The organism is Aliivibrio friggae, assembly GCF_057368515.1.
Genome location: NZ_CM170648.1, coordinates 2,370,009 through 2,386,901, shown reverse-complemented (window position 1 = coordinate 2,386,901; position 16,893 = coordinate 2,370,009). Strand labels below are relative to the sequence as shown.

At 39.0% G+C, this 16,893-nt stretch carries 18 protein-coding genes and 1 other RNA gene; 11 read left to right on the top strand and 8 right to left on the bottom strand.

The genetic code is table 11. The features are described 5' to 3' along the window. Window positions 1–75 precede the first annotated feature (75 nt). From yaaA to AC2INI_RS11100, 3 genes are all read left to right on the top strand, one after another. A complete protein-coding gene (yaaA, locus tag AC2INI_RS11110; protein ID WP_122036265.1) occupies window positions 76–855 on the top strand; it encodes a peroxide stress protein YaaA in 780 nt (259 codons plus the stop codon). A 256-nt stretch (window positions 856–1,111) separates the two neighbouring features. Continuing rightward, window positions 1,112–1,972 carry a small-conductance mechanosensitive channel MscS gene (gene mscS / locus AC2INI_RS11105; RefSeq protein ID WP_122036267.1) on the top strand — a complete coding sequence of 287 codons (861 nt, stop codon included), beginning with the start codon at window positions 1,112–1,114 and terminating at the stop codon, window positions 1,970–1,972. A gap of 312 nt (window positions 1,973–2,284) precedes the next feature. Continuing rightward, on the top strand, window positions 2,285–2,980 hold the full coding sequence (locus AC2INI_RS11100; protein ID WP_486304845.1) for an oxidative stress defense protein: 696 nt from the start codon (window positions 2,285–2,287) through the stop codon (window positions 2,978–2,980). Between the two features lie 73 nt (window positions 2,981–3,053). On the opposite strand, the gene serA is transcribed toward AC2INI_RS11100, so the two are convergent. The 5 genes from serA to zapA all read right to left on the bottom strand — a co-directional run bounded on the left by serA (window position 3,054) and on the right by zapA (window position 6,480). Beyond that, window positions 3,054–4,283 (bottom strand): phosphoglycerate dehydrogenase, encoded by a 1,230-nt coding sequence (serA, locus tag AC2INI_RS11095; protein WP_486304844.1) that lies wholly within the window; start codon window positions 4,281–4,283, stop codon window positions 3,054–3,056. 189 nt (window positions 4,284–4,472) lie between these two features. Then, window positions 4,473–5,129: a ribose-5-phosphate isomerase RpiA gene (gene rpiA / locus AC2INI_RS11090; protein ID WP_122036273.1), complete on the bottom strand. Its 657-nt coding sequence runs from the start codon at window positions 5,127–5,129 to the stop codon at window positions 4,473–4,475. Window positions 5,130–5,358: 229 nt separating this feature from the next. Further along, the gene (locus AC2INI_RS11085) at window positions 5,359–5,940 is read right to left on the bottom strand and encodes a 5-formyltetrahydrofolate cyclo-ligase (RefSeq protein WP_122036275.1); all 582 of its coding nucleotides are present in this window, start codon (window positions 5,938–5,940) and stop codon (window positions 5,359–5,361) included. Window position 5,941: 1 nt separating this feature from the next. Continuing rightward, a non-coding RNA gene (gene ssrS / locus AC2INI_RS11080) (6S RNA) lies at window positions 5,942–6,122 on the bottom strand. A 31-nt stretch (window positions 6,123–6,153) separates the two neighbouring features. After that, window positions 6,154–6,480, bottom strand: coding sequence for a cell division protein ZapA (zapA, locus tag AC2INI_RS11075; protein WP_486304843.1), 327 nt, complete (start codon window positions 6,478–6,480; stop codon window positions 6,154–6,156). Window positions 6,481–6,739: 259 nt separating this feature from the next. On the opposite strand from zapA, the gene AC2INI_RS11070 reads away from it, so the two are divergent. From AC2INI_RS11070 to AC2INI_RS11060, 3 genes are read left to right on the top strand one after another with little or no spacing between them, the layout of a single operon-like run. Then, window positions 6,740–7,309: a YecA/YgfB family protein gene (locus tag AC2INI_RS11070; RefSeq protein WP_122036280.1), complete on the top strand. Its 570-nt coding sequence runs from the start codon at window positions 6,740–6,742 to the stop codon at window positions 7,307–7,309. A gap of 11 nt (window positions 7,310–7,320) precedes the next feature. Beyond that, on the top strand, window positions 7,321–8,508 hold the full coding sequence (gene ubiH, locus AC2INI_RS11065; protein WP_486304842.1) for a 2-octaprenyl-6-methoxyphenyl hydroxylase: 1,188 nt from the start codon (window positions 7,321–7,323) through the stop codon (window positions 8,506–8,508). 2 nt (window positions 8,509–8,510) lie between these two features. After that, window positions 8,511–9,725 (top strand): FAD-dependent 2-octaprenylphenol hydroxylase, encoded by a 1,215-nt coding sequence (locus tag AC2INI_RS11060; RefSeq protein WP_486304841.1) that lies wholly within the window; start codon window positions 8,511–8,513, stop codon window positions 9,723–9,725. Window positions 9,726–9,797: 72 nt separating this feature from the next. Here the strand turns inward: AC2INI_RS11060 and AC2INI_RS11055 are convergent, their stop codons facing one another. Both AC2INI_RS11055 and ygfZ read right to left on the bottom strand, forming a co-directional pair. Further along, on the bottom strand, window positions 9,798–10,001 hold the full coding sequence (locus tag AC2INI_RS11055) for a DUF1107 domain-containing protein (protein ID WP_122036286.1): 204 nt from the start codon (window positions 9,999–10,001) through the stop codon (window positions 9,798–9,800). Window positions 10,002–10,457: 456 nt separating this feature from the next. Further along, the gene (gene ygfZ / locus AC2INI_RS11050; RefSeq protein ID WP_122036288.1) at window positions 10,458–11,414 is read right to left on the bottom strand and encodes a tRNA-modifying protein YgfZ; all 957 of its coding nucleotides are present in this window, start codon (window positions 11,412–11,414) and stop codon (window positions 10,458–10,460) included. A gap of 181 nt (window positions 11,415–11,595) precedes the next feature. On the opposite strand from ygfZ, the gene AC2INI_RS11045 reads away from it, so the two are divergent. Further along, window positions 11,596–11,856 carry an FAD assembly factor SdhE gene (locus tag AC2INI_RS11045; RefSeq protein WP_122036290.1) on the top strand — a complete coding sequence of 87 codons (261 nt, stop codon included), beginning with the start codon at window positions 11,596–11,598 and terminating at the stop codon, window positions 11,854–11,856. 403 nt (window positions 11,857–12,259) lie between these two features. On the opposite strand, the gene nadB is transcribed toward AC2INI_RS11045, so the two are convergent. Continuing rightward, window positions 12,260–13,879: an L-aspartate oxidase gene (gene nadB / locus AC2INI_RS11040; RefSeq protein WP_486304840.1), complete on the bottom strand. Its 1,620-nt coding sequence runs from the start codon at window positions 13,877–13,879 to the stop codon at window positions 12,260–12,262. Window positions 13,880–14,195: 316 nt separating this feature from the next. Here nadB and rpoE point away from each other — a divergent pair, with 316 nt between their 5' ends. From rpoE to AC2INI_RS11020, 4 genes are read left to right on the top strand one after another with little or no spacing between them, the layout of a single operon-like run. Beyond that, complete coding sequence (gene rpoE, locus AC2INI_RS11035) at window positions 14,196–14,774, top strand: RNA polymerase sigma factor RpoE (protein ID WP_122036448.1); 579 nt, start codon at window positions 14,196–14,198, stop codon at window positions 14,772–14,774. 30 nt (window positions 14,775–14,804) lie between these two features. Then, window positions 14,805–15,422, top strand: coding sequence for an RseA family anti-sigma factor (locus tag AC2INI_RS11030; RefSeq protein WP_486304839.1), 618 nt, complete (start codon window positions 14,805–14,807; stop codon window positions 15,420–15,422). After that, window positions 15,422–16,399, top strand: coding sequence for a sigma-E factor regulatory protein RseB (rseB, locus tag AC2INI_RS11025; RefSeq protein ID WP_486304838.1), 978 nt, complete (start codon window positions 15,422–15,424; stop codon window positions 16,397–16,399). The genes AC2INI_RS11030 and rseB overlap by 1 nt, the downstream gene beginning before the upstream one ends. Before the next feature lie 5 nt (window positions 16,400–16,404). Further along, on the top strand, window positions 16,405–16,890 hold the full coding sequence (locus AC2INI_RS11020; RefSeq protein ID WP_486304837.1) for a SoxR reducing system RseC family protein: 486 nt from the start codon (window positions 16,405–16,407) through the stop codon (window positions 16,888–16,890). Window positions 16,891–16,893: the final 3 nt, after the last annotated feature.

The following is a 16,893-nucleotide window of genomic DNA, read 5'->3' as shown; positions in this document are numbered from 1 at the left end:
CGCAACCTAGCGTGGCTTTTTTATATCTGAATAGTTACTATCTTAGTATATAAAAATACATAGGATATCTTGCTCATGCTTATCGTCGTTTCTCCAGCAAAAACTCTTGATTATGAAACTCCATTACCAACACAAATCCATACTCAGCCTGATTTTATTACAGATTCAGCGGAGCTTATTGAAGTTTGTAAGCAGCTAACGCCATTAGATATTTCGGGTTTAATGAAGGTGAGTGATAAAATTGCAAGCCTGAATGCGGTACGATTTGAAGAGTGGTCAACGAGCTTTACTCAGGAAAATGCTCGTCAGGCTTTATTTGCTTTTAAAGGTGATGTGTATACCGGCTTAGACGCAAACAGCTTAACCAGTAGTGACATTGATTATGCTCAAACACATTTACGTATGCTTTCAGGGTTATATGGTTTATTAAAGCCATTAGATTTGATGCAGCCTTATCGTTTAGAGATGGGAACCAAGCTTGCGAATAAGCGAGGAACAAACCTATACCAATTCTGGGGCAGTTCAATTACTCAAAAATTAAATCAAGTTATTGCAGAGCAAGGTGATGATATCTTGATTAACTTAGCATCAAATGAGTATTTTAAAGCGGTTAAACCAAAAGAGCTCACGGCTAAGGTGATTACACCAGTTTTCAAAGATTGTAAAAATGGACAATACAAAATCATTAGCTTCTATGCAAAAAAAGCCAGAGGTTTAATGGCTCGTTTTATTATTGAAAATAGAATATCAACAATAGAAGAACTAAAAAGCTTTACCGTTGATGGTTACTACTTTGTAGATGCAGAGTCATCAAGCAGCGAACTTGTATTCAAAAGAGAAGAGCAGAAGAAATAATTGTAATTACACAAGTGAATGTATCTTTTATGTAACTAAACTGTTTCGATAATTATTTTATCTGATAGTATTGGGTAGGTTATTGTAATTAAGGTTGTTTTCCTTTTCTTATTGAAGAGAATATGACCAAATACGTGTGTTTTAAAAAAGGATTTTACATCAAGCTGACGCTCGGAGTGTTAGAATTGGTATAAATCGTCAACATAATGGCAATCATCTCAATTTATACTGAGAATAACTATAAAGGACAAATCAAATGGCAGATCAAGGCGCTGTAACTGATTTAGCTACTAGTGGAGTAGCAAATTTAGAACATTGGCTAACAGATAATTCAGAATTATTTATCACTTATGGGGTAAATATTATTTCAGCACTCGCTATTCTTTTTATCGGTAATATTATCGTTAAGAAAATCGCAGGTGGTGTAAGCAAGGCTCTTGAGAAGAAGAAAATGGATAAAGCGGTTGTCGACTTTGTTCATACTCTAGTTCGTTACCTTCTATTCATTATCGTATTAATTGCAGCTTTAGGTAAAGTAGGCGTTCAAACCGCTTCTGTGGTTGCTGTTATTGGTGCGGCTGGTTTAGCGGTTGGTCTTGCACTTCAAGGTTCACTATCAAACTTTGCAGCAGGTGTATTGATTGTTGCTTTCCGTCCATTTAAATCTGGCGATTACGTTGAGATTGGTGGTGTTGCAGGTTCTGTTGAGTCAATTCAGATCTTCCAAACCATTCTAACTACTCCTGATAACAAAATGGTTGTAGTTCCAAATGGTGGTGTTATTGGCAGCCCAATCACAAACTACTCACGTCATGCTACTCGCCGTGTAGATCATGTAATTGGTGTTTCTTACAGTGCTGATCTGAAGAAAACAAAAGAAGTAATCACTAAGGTTCTTGAGTCTGATGAGCGTGTTCTAAAAACACCAGCGCCAACAGTAGGTGTTGTTGCTCTTGCTGATTCATCAGTAAACTTTGTTGTTCGTCCTTGGTGTAAAACAGAGCAATACTGGGATGTTTACTTTGATACGCTTCAAGCGATTAAAGAAGGTCTAGATAACGAAGGTATCGAGATCCCATTCCCACAAATGGATGTTCATTTAAATAAAGCGGATTAAGCTTTATACCAATCGTAGTAAATAACTGATCATCCTAGCTGGTTAAAATGCTCGATAACTGCGTTGAAATTTTTGATTGTAGAATAACTACTTATCGAAAAATTTCGTCTTGTTCTCAAGCATTTTTCCTGCGCTATTTCTGAACACTTACTTACTGTGATTGGTATTATTTAAATCAAAACATGAAATGCTGCCTTCGGGTAGCATTTTTTTTGTTAGGTATTTAATGCATATCAATATATAAAGTACCTAAGGGAATTATTTATAACAACGACAGTCATAACTATATGATGTTACTTTGAGAAATTTAAAATGAAAAAAATAATCAGCGCTTTATGTTTATCGGCTTGTTTAACTCCAGCGGCTTTTGCGTCATCACCTGATTTCCCTCATCTTGAAGTGTCGGGCAAAGGTGAGGTATTTGTTGTTCCTGATATGGCTCAGTTCTCTGTTGATGTAGTTGAAAGTAAAGCAACGGCAGAGAAAGCGAAACAAGCAGCAGATAAAGCGGTGACTAGTTTTCTGGCTCGTTTAGAAGTTCAAGGCGTGAAACGTGAAAATATTAACAGTGGCAATATTCGTTTAACGCCAGAGTATCGTTATCCAAAAGGAAAAAAGCCAGAGCTTGTAGGGTATAAAGCTATTCGCAATATTACGGTTACAGTGATGGATTTAAATAAGTTAAATAGCTATCTAGATAAAGCCCTAGGTGATGGCATCAATCGCATTAACCAGATTGAGTTGAAAACCAGTAAAGAAAAAGAATATATTGAAGCGGCGCGCTTAGAGGCGATTAAAGATGCAAATGAAAAAGCCAATTCATTAGCAAAGGGGTTTGGAACTCAGGTCAAAGGTGTTTGGAAAGTCTCTTACCATAATAACTACAGCCAACCTGTTATGATGAAAAGTATGAGAATGGATGCGGCATCTAATGTGGCTGAAAGTTATCAAGACAGTCAAATGGTGATTTCTGATTCGGTATCAGTTGTTTATCGTCTTAAAGATTAAAGATATATAGCGACAGAAAAAAGGGTTACCGTAATGGTAACCCTTTTTATATCAAAAAGAATAAACACGGTTATTAGTGCAGGATTCGAGCTCGGATTGTGCCTTCGATTGCTTTTAGTTGAACGAGTGCTTCTTCTGAACGAGCCGTTTCAACATCAATGACTACATAACCCATCTCAGCAGATGTTTGTAGATATTGTGCTGCGATATTAATGCCTTCATCAGCAAAAATACGGTTAATGCTCGTTAGGATACCTGGGCGGTTTTCATGAATATGAAGTAGACGCGAGGTATCTGTATGCAATGGAAGAGATACTTCAGGAAAGTTAACCGATGATAAAGTTGAACCGTTATCTGAGTATTTCGTTAATTTACCAGCAACTTCAACGCCGATATTTTCTTGAGCTTCTTGAGTTGAACCACCAACATGCGGCGTAAGAATAACATTATCAAACTTCTGTAATGGAGACTCAAACGGTTCAGCATTTGTTTTTGGCTCTGTAGGGAATACATCGATAGCAGCCCCTCCTAGATGTCCTGACTCAAGTGCATCACACAAATCAGAGATCTTCACTACCGTGCCACGAGCGGCGTTAATAAAGATAGCTCCAGGCTTCATACGAGTAAACTCTTCAGCGCCCATCATGTCTTTTGTGCCAGCGGTTTCTGGTACATGAAGAGAGATAACATCACACTTATTTAGTAACTCACTCATGGTTGAGATCTGAGTGGCGTTACCTAGAGATAATTTATTTTCAATATCATAGTAATAAACACGCATACCTAGGTTTTCAGCTAAGATCCCTAATTGTGTGCCGATATGTCCATAACCTACAATACCCAAACGTTTGCCTCGTGCTTCAAAAGAAGAGTCAGCGCTTTTTTTCCAAACGCCACGGTGAGCTTGTGCATTTTTTTCTGGAATGCCACGAAGTAGTAATAAAATTTGTCCTAGTACTAATTCAGCGACACTGCGTGTATTTGAGAACGGTGCGTTAAAAACTGGAATACCACGTTTTGCCGCTGCGGTTAAATCAACTTGGTTTGTACCAATACAGAAACAACCGACAGCCACTAATTTGTTTGCAGCCTCGAATACTTCTTGAGTTAATTGAGTGCGTGAGCGTAAACCGATGAAGTGAACATCTTTCACTGCTTCAAGAAGTTCTTCTTCCGACAATGAACCTTTGTGGTATTCAATGTTGGTATAGCCGTCAGCTTGAAAGACTTCAACACAAGATGGGTGCAATCCTTCTAAAAGAAGAACTTTAATTTTTTCTTTTTCCAGAGATACTTTTGCCATGGTGTTCTTATCCTTAAAAACAAATTTAAATGGGGAGTTTATGTTCAATGATTATAAAGTATCAAAAAATAATCAGTTTGGGTAAGAAAATTACGGAATAGTTAATAAAAAACGGTGCTAATGAGCACCGTTTGTAATCAAATGACATTTTCAGCTCTCAACCTAAGAGGTAAAAAGGTAATTTGTTGTCTAATCGAATTTTTTTACGCCGTCAGGAGAGCCAACTAACAGTACGTCTGCGCCACGGTGAGCAAATAAACCGACAGTGACAACGCCAGCAAGACTATTGATTTTATCTTCTAATTCTTTAGCGTTAGTGATCTGCATATTATGTACGTCTAAGATCATATTGCCATTATCGGTAACTACGCCTTCACGGTATGCAGGATCACCACCAAGTTTAACTAGCTCACGAGCTACATAAGAGCGAGCCATTGGGATAACTTCAACAGGCAGAGGGAATTGACCTAGTACGTCTACTTGTTTCGTATCATCAACAATACAAATGAATTTTTCAGAAATAGCAGCAACGATTTTTTCACGAGTAAGAGCAGCACCGCCGCCTTTAATCATTTCGTTTTTAGCGTTGATTTCATCTGCGCCATCAACATAAACATCAAGACTGAAAACATCATTACACTCGAAGACTGGAATGCCTAGTTCTTTCAGCTTTTCAGTTGATGCTACAGAGCTTGATACTGCACCTTTGATTTCTTTTTTCATGGTCGCAAGTGCGTCGATGAAATGATTAACTGTTGATCCTGTACCCACACCAACAATGCTGCCAGCTTGTACGTATTCTAACGCTGCCCAACCGGCTGCTTTTTTCATCTCGTCTTGAGTCATGACATTCTCCTAATGAAATAATAGTGTTTATACCAATTTAACTAAGCCTTTGATTAAAGGTTTAGTTAAATTGGCATTAAATGAAATCGGCGTGATTATAACGTACTGTTTTTTCTTCGTCAGAAAAAAGAAGTCAATAAATGGAGAAAATAGAGAATAAATGCAAACGTTTTCGTTGTTGGTTAATTTGGAAGTAATATTGAGAATAGAGGGGACGATAATAAGAGTATTACCAATGCCAGATCTGCGTTGGCGTAATTATCCGTGGTAGAGGAACATCCCAAGATTCAATCGGCAATGCATCAACTTGTTGGCAAGCATGAGCAATACCAATAGGCATTGGCCCTGTTTGATTTTGCTCCCAATTAACAAGAGTGCGATCGTAATAGCCACCTCCCATACCTAAGCGATTACCCAAATGGTCAAAAGCCACAAGAGGCGTGATGATAACATCTAACTGGTTGACTGGAACGACCTGAGTTTTATCTAGTTTAGGTTCTAAGATTTGGTATTTATTTAAAATAAGAGGGGTGTCTTTGGTGTATTCAAGAAACAGTAAATGCCCTTTACTAAAAGGATGGATCACAGGCAGAGTAACGGATTTACCTTGTTGCCAGAGCCAGTCAATGAGAAGTGAGGTATTGATTTCACCATCAACAGAGAGATAAATAGCGACCGATTTGGCTTTTTGAATATAAGGGTCATTAGCGCACTGTAAGACAAGGTCTGTGGCTGCTTGATGTTGTTCTTGAGGAGTTAATGAATTACGAGTGTGGCGAATGGATTGTCGAATGTGTCGACGAGATGTCATGGAATACCCCAAAGTGCCGTAGTGGTCGTAGCCCTTGAACCCTAGGTTCAAGGCGGATCAGCAAAATTTACCGTAGGCTTCTCAGTACAAGCCGAGCATGCTCAATAGTAAATAAATACTAACCCTAATTTGTGCTTATCGGCTCAGGGACATAGATCCGCCTACAAACACTCCAGGGTAAATTTTATTCTTTTGCTATCCTTAGCGAGAGCTCTATTCTGCCGTATTTTCTTCTATTTGGCTAGGCTTTACGGTAGAAATTGCCGCTTCTAATGCGTTAGCAAGTAATCCCATTCGCTCATAAACATCTGAAGAATGCTTATTTGCTTCTTTTTTCGCCACATGCAGTTCATAGCAGATATTTAACGAGGTAATAGTTAATAGTTGCTCTGTATTGGTTACTTTCGTTCGTTCAGATAATTCATTTACACGGTTATCTAAATCTTTAGCGGCCTCTTTTAATGCAGCTTCTTGGCCAGCAGGGCAGTTAACCTTGATGGCTCGTCCTAAAATTTGGACTTGCACGGCTTGGCTTGTCATCACAATACATTACTCATCGTTAAACTATGGGATTACACTGATAGGAAAGCATCATCAGTGATAAGTAAATGAAACTATAAGAAATGCAGTAATAAGATTCAAGCATTTCCCTTCTCTTTGTTGATAGTGGTTAACTATATTCTTAATAAAACAACAATATGATGAAAAGATACGCAATTGCGAGAGATAGTGAGTTTTCTGAGTATGCTCAAAGTGGTAGCATTGCGCTATCAATTATAAATACAGAGATCGTCTAATTATGAGCGAAATTAAAATACCTGAATTCCTGGCTGTTGAGTCAGTTCTAAAAGACAGCGGACTGGCTGTTACGCCATCAGAATTACATGGTTTACTGACTGGAATGATCAGCGGTGGATTATCGTTAGACGATCAAACCTGGAAACCTCTTATTTATGATTACACGAATGATGGGATGGGATGGCCAGACAGTGCTATTCAAGTTGGGACTCAGGCTTTCCAATCAACAATAGAAGAACTGACGTCGGAAAAAATGGCGTTATCGCTATTAATTCCTGATGAAAAAGAAACGCTAATGAATCGCGCAGACGGTTTAAGTGAGTGGGTTAACCACTTTATTTCAGGGCTTGGTTTAGTCGGTCTAAAAATGGATAACGCCTCTGATTCACTTAAAGAAGCGCTTTTAGATTTAGAAGAGATAGCACGCTTAGGTATTGATGAAGATGATGATCTTGAAGAGCAAGAAGACCTATTTGAACAAGTATTAGAGCATGTTCGTATTTGTGTATTAACCATTCATGCTGAGTTAGGGCAGAAAGTACATAAAGACGCATCGAAAACAGTACATTAACGGGCAATGCTATGACACATTATGATGTAGTGATCGTGGGTGGAGCAATGGCAGGGGCAACCTTGGCTTTAGCTTTGGAAAAAATGAATCAAGAGACATTATCGATTGCGGTAATTGAAGCGTTAGAGCCAAATTTGGATCAACATCCAGGTTATGACTCGAGAAGTATCGCCTTATCAAATGGCACCGCTCAATTATTACAAGATATTGGTCTTTGGTCGGAGATCGAATTATTTTCAACGGCCATTCATCATATTCATGTGTCAGATCAGCATCATATGGGATTAACAGAATTAACCTCTAAAGAGCTTAATGTTGATGGCCTAGGTTATGTGGTGGAGTTAGCTGATGTTGGTCGTTTTTATCATCAAAAACTAGCTAATTCTAAAAATATCAGTCTGCTTTGTCCTACCTCCGTTGTTAATATCGAGCGTGAAATGGCAGTCTCTACCTTAACGTTATCTACGGGCGAGGTGATTTCAACATCGTTAGTGATTGCGGCTGATGGCGCGGAATCTAAAACGTGTAAGAGTATGAATATTGAGAGTCAGAATGATGATTTTCAGCAAGTTGCTATTATTGCAAATATCACGACCGATATTCATCCTCAAGGTAAAGCATTTGAACGTTTTACTGAGCATGGGCCGTTGGCTTTACTTCCTATGTCCAAAGGACGCAGCTCTTTAGTTTGGTGCGTAAGCCCTGAAGAGTCACAACAGATACTAGCTTATGATGATGCTGCTTTTTTAGAGCATCTACAACGTGCTTTTGGGTGGCGTTTAGGTCAGTTAATTAAAACAGGTAAGCGTGCACATTATCCACTATGGTTACGTCGCCAAAAGCAGCATGTATCGCATCGTTTTGCTGCCATAGGTAATGCCGCTCAAACGCTTCACCCGATTGCGGGCCAAGGCTTTAATCTAGGGATTAGAGATGTTTTTTCTTTAGCTGAATGTATCTCTCAAGCCAATCAGCGGGGTCGTGATGTCGGTGAATATGCTGTACTTTCAACATATCAAAAACGTCGCCAACCTGATCAACAACAAACAATAGGCATGACAGCAGGGCTGATCTCTATTTTTGCAAATAATGCGTTTCCCATGATTATAGGAAGAAATGTAAGTTTGTGTGCTGTTGATACTTTCCGTGCTTTTTTAAAGCCCTTAACATTACGAGCTATGGGTAGAGTGAATAGATAATTATGATGCAAAGTGTAGATATTGCGATTATTGGTGGTGGCATGGTTGGTTTGACTGTTGCTGCTGCATTAGAAAATAGTGGATTACGAATCGCCATCATTGAAAGTAAATTACCTGACACTGAGTTGGCCGATTTACCGGATGTGCGAGTGTCTGCGATTAGTCGAGCAAGTGAAAATATTTTAGAGCATGTTGGCGCATGGCAAGGGATTGTTGCTCGAAGAGCCTCTCCTTATTCTTCAATGAAAGTATGGGAACAAGACAGTTTTGCTCGTATTGAATTTGAAGCAGAGCAGATAGCTCAGCGTAATCTAGGGCATATTGTTGAAAATCGTGTTATTCAGCTTTCACTACTTGAGAAAGTATCAAAACAAGAAAACGTAACGCTATTAGCGCCAGAGCGTTGCAGTAATATTATGTTTGGTGAAAGCGAAGCGTGGCTTAATTTAGAATCAGGAAAAGCGGTGACCGCTAAGCTTGTTGTTGGCGCAGATGGTGCTAATTCATGGTTACGCCAGCAGGTTGATATCCCTCTTACCCATTGGGATTACGGACACAGTGCATTAGTTGCTAATATTAGAACTGTAGAGCCTCATGATAAAACAGCCCGTCAAATATTTAGACCAGAAGGACCATTAGCATTCCTTCCATTAGGTGAAGATAATTTAAATTCAATAGTATGGTCATTAGATCCTCTTCATGCAGAGAATTTAGTGTCAATGCCAGAAGAAGAGTTTAATAAGCAGCTAACCGCCGCATTTGATAATCAACTGGGCTTATGCAAAGTTGAAGGTGAACGACAAGCATTTCCTTTAAAAATGCGCTACGCCAAAGACTTTGTAAAAGAACGCGTTGTCCTTGTGGGTGATGCTGCACATACCATTCACCCATTAGCAGGACAAGGGGTGAATTTGGGTTTAGCTGATGCCGCGGCATTAGCTGAAACTATTAATGAGTTGCATCAAGAAGGCAAAGATATCGGACTAAAAATGAATTTACGCCCTTTTGAGCGCTGGAGAAAAGCAGAAGCGGCACAGATGATTGCCTCAATGCAGGGATTTAAAGAGTTGTTTTCAGGTTCTAATCCGATTAAAAAGTTAGTTAGAGGGATCGGTATGTCTCTGACTAATGAAGTCACTCCCGTTAAAGATGAATGTTTGAAACGAGCATTAGGTGTGTCTGGCCGATTACCAAAAATAGCTCAGAATAAAGCATAATTTACATTGTTATAGATATAAAAAAGGTAGCGTTAGCTACCTTTTTTATTTGTATCGATTTTACATATGGGTCTAGTAAGAAAGTCGTAATCGAGCTACTTCCAAGTTAATCTCTTTTATCATTCGATATTGTTCGCGTTCCGCTTGAGAAGGGATAATTAATTTCCCTGCTTCAAACCTAAACTCTCCAATACCATGAATATGAATCTTTCCGTTAAACAGTCGACTAATATGTTTAGCAATCATGCTTGGTGCATAGTGCTTAAAAAATCGCATCACATTATCCTTTAGTGATTAATACAACAAAGCGCTTTATGTGCTTTAGTCATATTATAAATCAGAACAGATGAAGGTTGTGTTACAAATGTAGGATAGAGTGATGATGAAGTCAGTTTTTGTGTTTTTATGTTCTTAAATTTGATCTTTATCCAATATTAAACACTATCAATAGCTAGAAAAAGATAAAAAAAAGCCCGAATAAATTCGGGCAAACAGTCACAGATGCATTTCCAATATATAGATACATTGGAGTAAATTGTTTGGAGTTAAACAATTTATGCGTTCTTTTGTAAGAAAAGAACACAGTAAAGATAGCTAAAGAATAACTAACTTGCTACTTATTCATAAAAAATAAATAACAATTCATATTTGTTGGCTGAAATCTGCGTTTAAGATCAATAATAAAATGCAATCGTGTAAATTAATCTTATTTTTGATACGAAAATAATCGTCTTATTCGTCATCAAGAGAGTATGGAAGAGACATTTTCTCCCAAATAGACTCTTGAAGCTTGAATTGAGTGTCATCATCAAGATCATTTGGAAGAATAGCTAAGGCAAGGGTATGGCCATCTTCGTAACGGAAAGCAGAAACAATCGTTCCGCCTTTACGCCAGTTTTCACCAACACTACGCTCAATGGCATCGCCAGCAACTGGAGCTTGTTCTGATTGACCAGAAACAAGATACATTGCTCGCTTATTTATGCCTCGGTACTTAGCTCTTGCGACAGTTTCTTGGCCGGTATAGCAGCCTTTTTTAAAGCTAATGCCACCAATAGCCTGCAAGTTCATTGCTTGAGGAATATGCTCATTAACTAATGGTTTATCAAGTAGAGGAAGGCCCTGTTGAATAGTGTAAAGCTCCCACAAGGATTCATCACATAGGGTTGCTTGAGTTAATGATGATAGTAGAGCTTCTTTATGTTCATTTGTTGTCACTAGTAGCCATTGTGACTCACCTGTTTTTGCAAAAGTACCAAATTGAGAGGTACGAACAAAGCTTTGTGAATCTGTATTCTCATTAATCCAAGCTTCTGCTTCTTGTCCGGTAAAGCCTAGTAATACATCGTCAGATATAGTGATATCAACTTTAGAAAATACTGAATATTTTTTGATTTCAGTTAATTCAGTTTCAATCGCACTTTTACGTTGAAATAAGGCATAACCTTCGTTGTGATGGAAAAGCTGAAAGATACTCCATAACTTACCTTTAGCATCACAGTGGCCACCAAACGTTATCTCATCTTGAGCTAACGCCACTACATCGCAAGTAATTTGGCCATGTAGATAGGATTTTTTATCGTTACCTACCATGGTAATTAATGCCCAATTATTCAATTCTGAAATGGCAAAGCTTGGTAAGGTAGCGTCTTTTTTAATGGATAATTCTGGGAATAAAGTGCTCATCATTACATTCTTATTTGGTTAGGTCATTTCCCTTATAGTAAATGTCTGCATTTTAAATGTCAGTAAAAAGAAACAAGTAGTTTTATGTCTCATCTTCTTCATCTTGTGACTTTAGATCATGGTTGTCGTAGAAAGAGACTGGTAGACTCCAGTGAGTTATTTCTATTTTTAAACTAGGTACAGTATGTATAGTGTCGAAGAGAAAGCACGAGTAAAGTGGGCTTGCCGTCGTGGGATGCTGGAATTAGATGTGGTAGTGATGCCATTTTTTGACGAATGTTTTGAGGAGCTAACAGAAGCTGAACAGCAAAACTTTGTTTCATTATTAGAGTGCGATGATCCTGATTTATTTACATGGATCATGGGCCACGGACGCAGTGATAATCTTGCTCATGCGTCTATGATTGATAAGATCGTTGAGCATAACCTCAGTAAGCTCCGTTAAGGTCACTCTTAACTTTTCATCTATCGCCTACCTTACATTGCATGGTTGTTATTTTTGCATCGGGTGGGTGATGGTATTGATGGATGCAATTCTATTTCCTCTGATCCCCCTCCTGTTTTATTTTATACATCGACATATCACGTCTATTTATCACCAATTACTAGAACGACAAGGCGATTACACGTTTGTAAGAAATCCTTCTGATTATCATCGAGATTGGATTGTTACGCGTGTTTTTTGGGTGAGTAAAAATATAATTATTATTCATGCGCATAATGATTATGTAGGGCAGTATTTTTATCTATTTCAGGATTCGATGGGGATAAATGAACAGCATCAATTCAGTGTGCTTTTAAGATAGACCACACCCTAGCAATACGTAGAGTGTGGTATTTAGAGATGATTAGTTGAAGCTTTTAGGTGTTAGAATTGTTGGACCTGATTCTTCAAGTGCTTCAGGGTAATCTAGCGTGTAATGTAAACCACAGCTTTCTTTACGCTCCATCGCGCAACGTACCATTAATTCAGATACATCAAGCAGATTTCGCAGTTCGATCAAGTTATTAGAAACGCGGAAATTACTATAGTAATCATGGGTTTCTTGTTTCAATAATTGAATACGACGAAGCGCTCGCTCTAAACGCTTATCAGTACGAACAATTCCCATGTAATCCCACATAAATAAACGCAATTCATGCCAGTTGTGTTGAATCACAACTTCTTCATCAGAGCATTCAACCTGGCTTTCATCCCATGCTGGCAATGATGGTGGAAGATCTCGGTTATTCATGTCTTTAATAATATTTTCTGCAGCAGACCATGCATAAACAACGCACTCTAACAGAGAGTTCGAAGCTAAACGGTTTGCGCCATGAAGACCCGTATAACTCACCTCACCAATCGCAAATAGACCATCAATATCTGTTTGGCCTTGTTTATCAACCATAACACCACCGCAGGTATAGTGAGCAGCAGGCACGATTGGAATAGGCTCTTTAGTCATATCAATACCAAATGAAAGCAGTTTTTCATTAATGGTAGGGAAGTGATGGTGAATAAAGTCTTTTGGTTTATGGCTAATGTCTAAGTACATGCAATCAGCACCTAAACGTTTCATTTCAAAGTCGATAGCACGAGCCACGACATCACGAGGAGCAAGCTCACCACGATCATCAAAGTCAGGCATAAAACGTGTACCATCTGGACGACGTAGATAAGCGCCTTCACCGCGAAGAGCTTCTGTCATCAAGAAGTTACGTGCATCTGGATGGAATAGGCACGTAGGGTGAAATTGGTTGAATTCTAAGTTTGCTACACGACAACCGGCACGCCAAGCCATCGCAATCCCATCACCTGAAGATACATCAGGGTTAGACGTGTACTGGTAAACTTTAGAGGCGCCACCTGTTGCTAAAACCACAAACTTAGCGCGAACGGTTTCAACATGTTCTGCATCACGGTTCCAAATATAAGCCCCAACGACTTTATCTGCTTCTCCGCCAACTTTATCTTCAGTGATTAAGTCGAGCGCATTGTGGCGTTCAAAAATAGTGATGTTAGGGTGGTTTAGGACGTTGTCTTGTAGTGAATTTTGCATCGCTTTACCCGTAGCATCTGCGGCGTGCAGAATGCGGCGATGGCTATGACCACCTTCACGAGTTAAATGAAATTTTGGATCGGTAATGTCGGTTTCTTTTTCATCATCATGATCAAAAGGAACTCCGCCATCAATTAACCATTGAACGCAATGCTTCGCATTTTCAGCAATAAAGGTGACAACATCTTTATCACAAATATGAGCACCTGCAATAAGGGTGTCATCTACATGAGACTCTACGGTATCACTTTCATCAAATACGGCAGCAATGCCACCTTGAGCGTAGTAGGTAGAGCCTTCATTACGAGGGCCTTTACTTAAAACGATCACCTTTCCATGTGGTGCGACTCTAAGTGCAAGTGAAAGACCAGCAGCACCACTGCCTATGACTAAAACGTCGCAACTGTGTTCATTGGTTATGTTCATATATTCATCATTTTCCTGTGATAATCCGATCATTTTATCAGAATCTAGACAGCAGCGTCACATTTTGAGGTGGAATCTTAAATATCAAGAATAAAAAATAGAAAGTGAGAGGTTAAAACGAGGTAAAAATATCCTTAAATCAATCATTGAACTATTAAATTGATAAAAAAATGTAATAATAAAGGAACTTTCTAAAGATTAGAAACTCATACATAGTGCTCAAGTTAATCGTGGTATAGCTGATTTACTGTCAGTTATTTGCGTAATCTAAACTTTATGCGCATCTAAGAAGAATAACATGGGAGTACCCGCTCCAATGAGTGAGCAGTTAACAGATCAAGTTTTAATTGAGCGTGTTCAGCGTGGTGACAAGCAAGCCTTTAACCATTTGGTAATTAAATACCAAAACAAAGTATGTAGTCTTGTTGCTCGTTATGTAAAAAACAGTGGTGATGTGCCAGATGTCGCGCAAGAAGCGTTTATTAAAGCGTATCGAGCGTTACCGACTTTTCGTGGTGACAGTGCATTTTACACCTGGTTGTATCGCATTGCAGTGAATACAGCAAAGAATTACCTTGTCGCTCAAGGACGCAGACCGCCAGCATCGGATGTTGATGCCGAAGAAGCTGAATATTATGAAGGGGCTAGTGCACTAAAAGAAGTCACTAATCCAGAAAATTTATCATTAACTGAAGAATTACGACAAATTGTATTTTCGACAATTGATGGTTTACCAGAAGATTTAAAAACAGCAATTACACTGCGAGAGCTAGAAGGCTTAAGTTATGAAGATATTGCTGCTGTAATGGAGTGTCCGGTTGGTACGGTTCGTTCGCGTATTTTCCGAGCTCGTGAAGTTGTTGAGAAAAAGATCCAACCGCTGATGCAGCGTTAATTATTTTCCAACGGTCAAACGGTGAAGACAATGACTGATAAAGAAAAAATTTCTGCGTTTATTGATAATGAAGAGATGGACAATGCGTTCATTGAATCGTTGTCGCGTGAAGAAAATACAGAAACCTGGAAAAATTACCATTTAATTGGTGATGTAATGAGAGGCGAAGCGCCAGAAGCTAAAGCGTGGGATATTTCCGCTAGTGTTGCGCTTGCTCTTGAGGATGAACCTGTTCATCAAATGAATGAGACTGTGACGGAGTTTATGCCTTCGCAGCCGACCCCTAATGAGGCAAAGAAAACGTTGCCAACTTGGTTAACTCAGTTTAGCCAAGTTGCGATGGCAGCATGCTTCTCATTAGTCGTTATTGTTGGTGTACAGCAATATAATGGGGCAGATTCGAGTATTATCCCATCAAGTGGAGATATTCAGGTCCTTGATACAATTCCATTTAGTGGAACGGCTGAGCCAGTAAGCTTAACTCGAGACTCTTTGGTTAAGAAAACATCAACAGAAGCAGATGTGATGGAGCAGCGTAAACGCATTAATGCGATGCTGCAAGATTATGAATTACAACTTCGCTTAAATGCTCACGATGGTTCTATTGATCGTAATTTATTAGAGACAAATACAACATTGGCAGAATAATGAAACGTATCCTGATCAGCTTTATCGCTTTGATCAGCTTCTTTCCAATAACAGCCTCAGCGGAAGAAACGCCTTCTGCTGAGGCTTTGTTGCATCAAATGGGAGAGGCGAGTCATAAACTAAATTATGAACTTTCTTATATTTTAGTTAAGAAAAATAGCATTGAACCTTTTATGTACCGTCATTCTCATACTGACAACATGACGTTATCTCACTTGGTCTATTTAAGTGGTTCGATGCGTGAAGTTATTCGCCGTAATGACGAAATTTCATATTTAGAGCAGGGCAGTAAACCTTTTTCAATACAATCTGAGTCCATTGTTGCTCCAATTATTCCTTTGTTGCATAAGGATATAGTCCCCCTTAATAAATATTATGATTTTGTTTCAATGGGAAGAGCAAGAGAGGCGGGTTCACCTGCGCAAGTGATACGGATCGTGTCAAAGGATGGAACGCGTTACTCTTATATAGTATGGATTGACGAGCGTAGTAACTTACCACTACGTACCGACCTAGTAAGCCGTGATGGTGACATCATTGAGCAATATCGCGTAGTGTCATATACCGTCAATGATCAAATTTCGGATTATATGAAGCAACGTTTAGGTGATGCTGAGTTACCTAAAGTGGTATCGCCATTACCAACAACGCAAGACCAAGCGATGTGGAGTGTTAGTTGGGTGCCAAATGGCTTTAAAGAGAGCGATTTCAAACGTTATCGTTTGGCTATGAATCAACGTTCAGTTGAGAGCCAAATGTATTCTGATGGCTTATTTAATTTTTCGGTCTATATTTCAGAAGCGGATAAACTTAGCCATACAGAGCAATCGATCCAACAAGGCAGACGTTCGTTATATAGTTATGTTCAAGGCGACTATGAAATTAGTGTCGTCGGGGATATTCCTGCGATAACGGCAAAGCGTATTGCTAAATCTATTGTATTTCGTACTTCAGAAGTAGACAGCGAGGCGAAGTAATTATAATGATGACCGCATTAGCAACGGTACTTGAAATCCAAAACGATATAGTCGTTGTCGGCTGCCAGCAGAAGAGTAGCTGTAATCATTGTTCTTCTAAAGATTCCTGCGGTACTGGTATCGTATCAAAAGTGCTTCCGGGAAAAGTCCACCACTGGGCTTTTCATACAGATAAGAAACTGACGGTAGGGCAAATGGTTGAAATCGGATTGCCAGAAAAGAATTTACTGCAATCTGCCGCTATTGTTTATCTGGTGCCGTTATTTTTTCTTCTGTTTGGTGCACTATTTTCGGAGTGGCTAATCTCTCCATTAATTGGTATTGGTGAAATCACAACCATTGCCATTTCAGCACTTTCAGCGTGGGGAGGATATTTTATTGCGAAACGCCTTTCTCATCGAATTGAACAGAACACAGAACAACAAGTTAGCCTCGTTCGTATCCTTGGTGAGCCGATTTCTGACACTATCTCAGTAAATGCTGCAGGATAAGAT

What these genes read in the sequence shown, in the direction of transcription:
- yaaA (WP_122036265.1), top strand. Translation starts at nt 76, where the DNA reads ATGCTTATCGTCGTTTCTCCAGCAAAAACTCTTGATTATGAAACTCCA.
- mscS (WP_122036267.1), top strand. Translation starts at nt 1,112, where the DNA reads ATGGCAGATCAAGGCGCTGTAACTGATTTAGCTACTAGTGGAGTAGCA.
- AC2INI_RS11100 (WP_486304845.1), top strand. Translation starts at nt 2,285, where the DNA reads ATGAAAAAAATAATCAGCGCTTTATGTTTATCGGCTTGTTTAACTCCA.
- serA (WP_486304844.1), bottom strand. Translation starts at nt 4,283, where the DNA reads ATGGCAAAAGTATCTCTGGAAAAAGAAAAAATTAAAGTTCTTCTTTTA.
- rpiA (WP_122036273.1), bottom strand. Translation starts at nt 5,129, where the DNA reads ATGACTCAAGACGAGATGAAAAAAGCAGCCGGTTGGGCAGCGTTAGAA.
- AC2INI_RS11085 (WP_122036275.1), bottom strand. Translation starts at nt 5,940, where the DNA reads ATGACATCTCGTCGACACATTCGACAATCCATTCGCCACACTCGTAAT.
- zapA (WP_486304843.1), bottom strand. Translation starts at nt 6,480, where the DNA reads ATGACAAGCCAAGCCGTGCAAGTCCAAATTTTAGGACGAGCCATCAAG.
- AC2INI_RS11070 (WP_122036280.1), top strand. Translation starts at nt 6,740, where the DNA reads ATGAGCGAAATTAAAATACCTGAATTCCTGGCTGTTGAGTCAGTTCTA.
- ubiH (WP_486304842.1), top strand. Translation starts at nt 7,321, where the DNA reads ATGACACATTATGATGTAGTGATCGTGGGTGGAGCAATGGCAGGGGCA.
- AC2INI_RS11060 (WP_486304841.1), top strand. Translation starts at nt 8,511, where the DNA reads ATGATGCAAAGTGTAGATATTGCGATTATTGGTGGTGGCATGGTTGGT.
- AC2INI_RS11055 (WP_122036286.1), bottom strand. Translation starts at nt 10,001, where the DNA reads ATGCGATTTTTTAAGCACTATGCACCAAGCATGATTGCTAAACATATT.
- ygfZ (WP_122036288.1), bottom strand. Translation starts at nt 11,414, where the DNA reads ATGATGAGCACTTTATTCCCAGAATTATCCATTAAAAAAGACGCTACC.
- AC2INI_RS11045 (WP_122036290.1), top strand. Translation starts at nt 11,596, where the DNA reads ATGTATAGTGTCGAAGAGAAAGCACGAGTAAAGTGGGCTTGCCGTCGT.
- nadB (WP_486304840.1), bottom strand. Translation starts at nt 13,879, where the DNA reads ATGAACATAACCAATGAACACAGTTGCGACGTTTTAGTCATAGGCAGT.
- rpoE (WP_122036448.1), top strand. Translation starts at nt 14,196, where the DNA reads ATGAGTGAGCAGTTAACAGATCAAGTTTTAATTGAGCGTGTTCAGCGT.
- AC2INI_RS11030 (WP_486304839.1), top strand. Translation starts at nt 14,805, where the DNA reads ATGACTGATAAAGAAAAAATTTCTGCGTTTATTGATAATGAAGAGATG.
- rseB (WP_486304838.1), top strand. Translation starts at nt 15,422, where the DNA reads ATGAAACGTATCCTGATCAGCTTTATCGCTTTGATCAGCTTCTTTCCA.
- AC2INI_RS11020 (WP_486304837.1), top strand. Translation starts at nt 16,405, where the DNA reads ATGATGACCGCATTAGCAACGGTACTTGAAATCCAAAACGATATAGTC.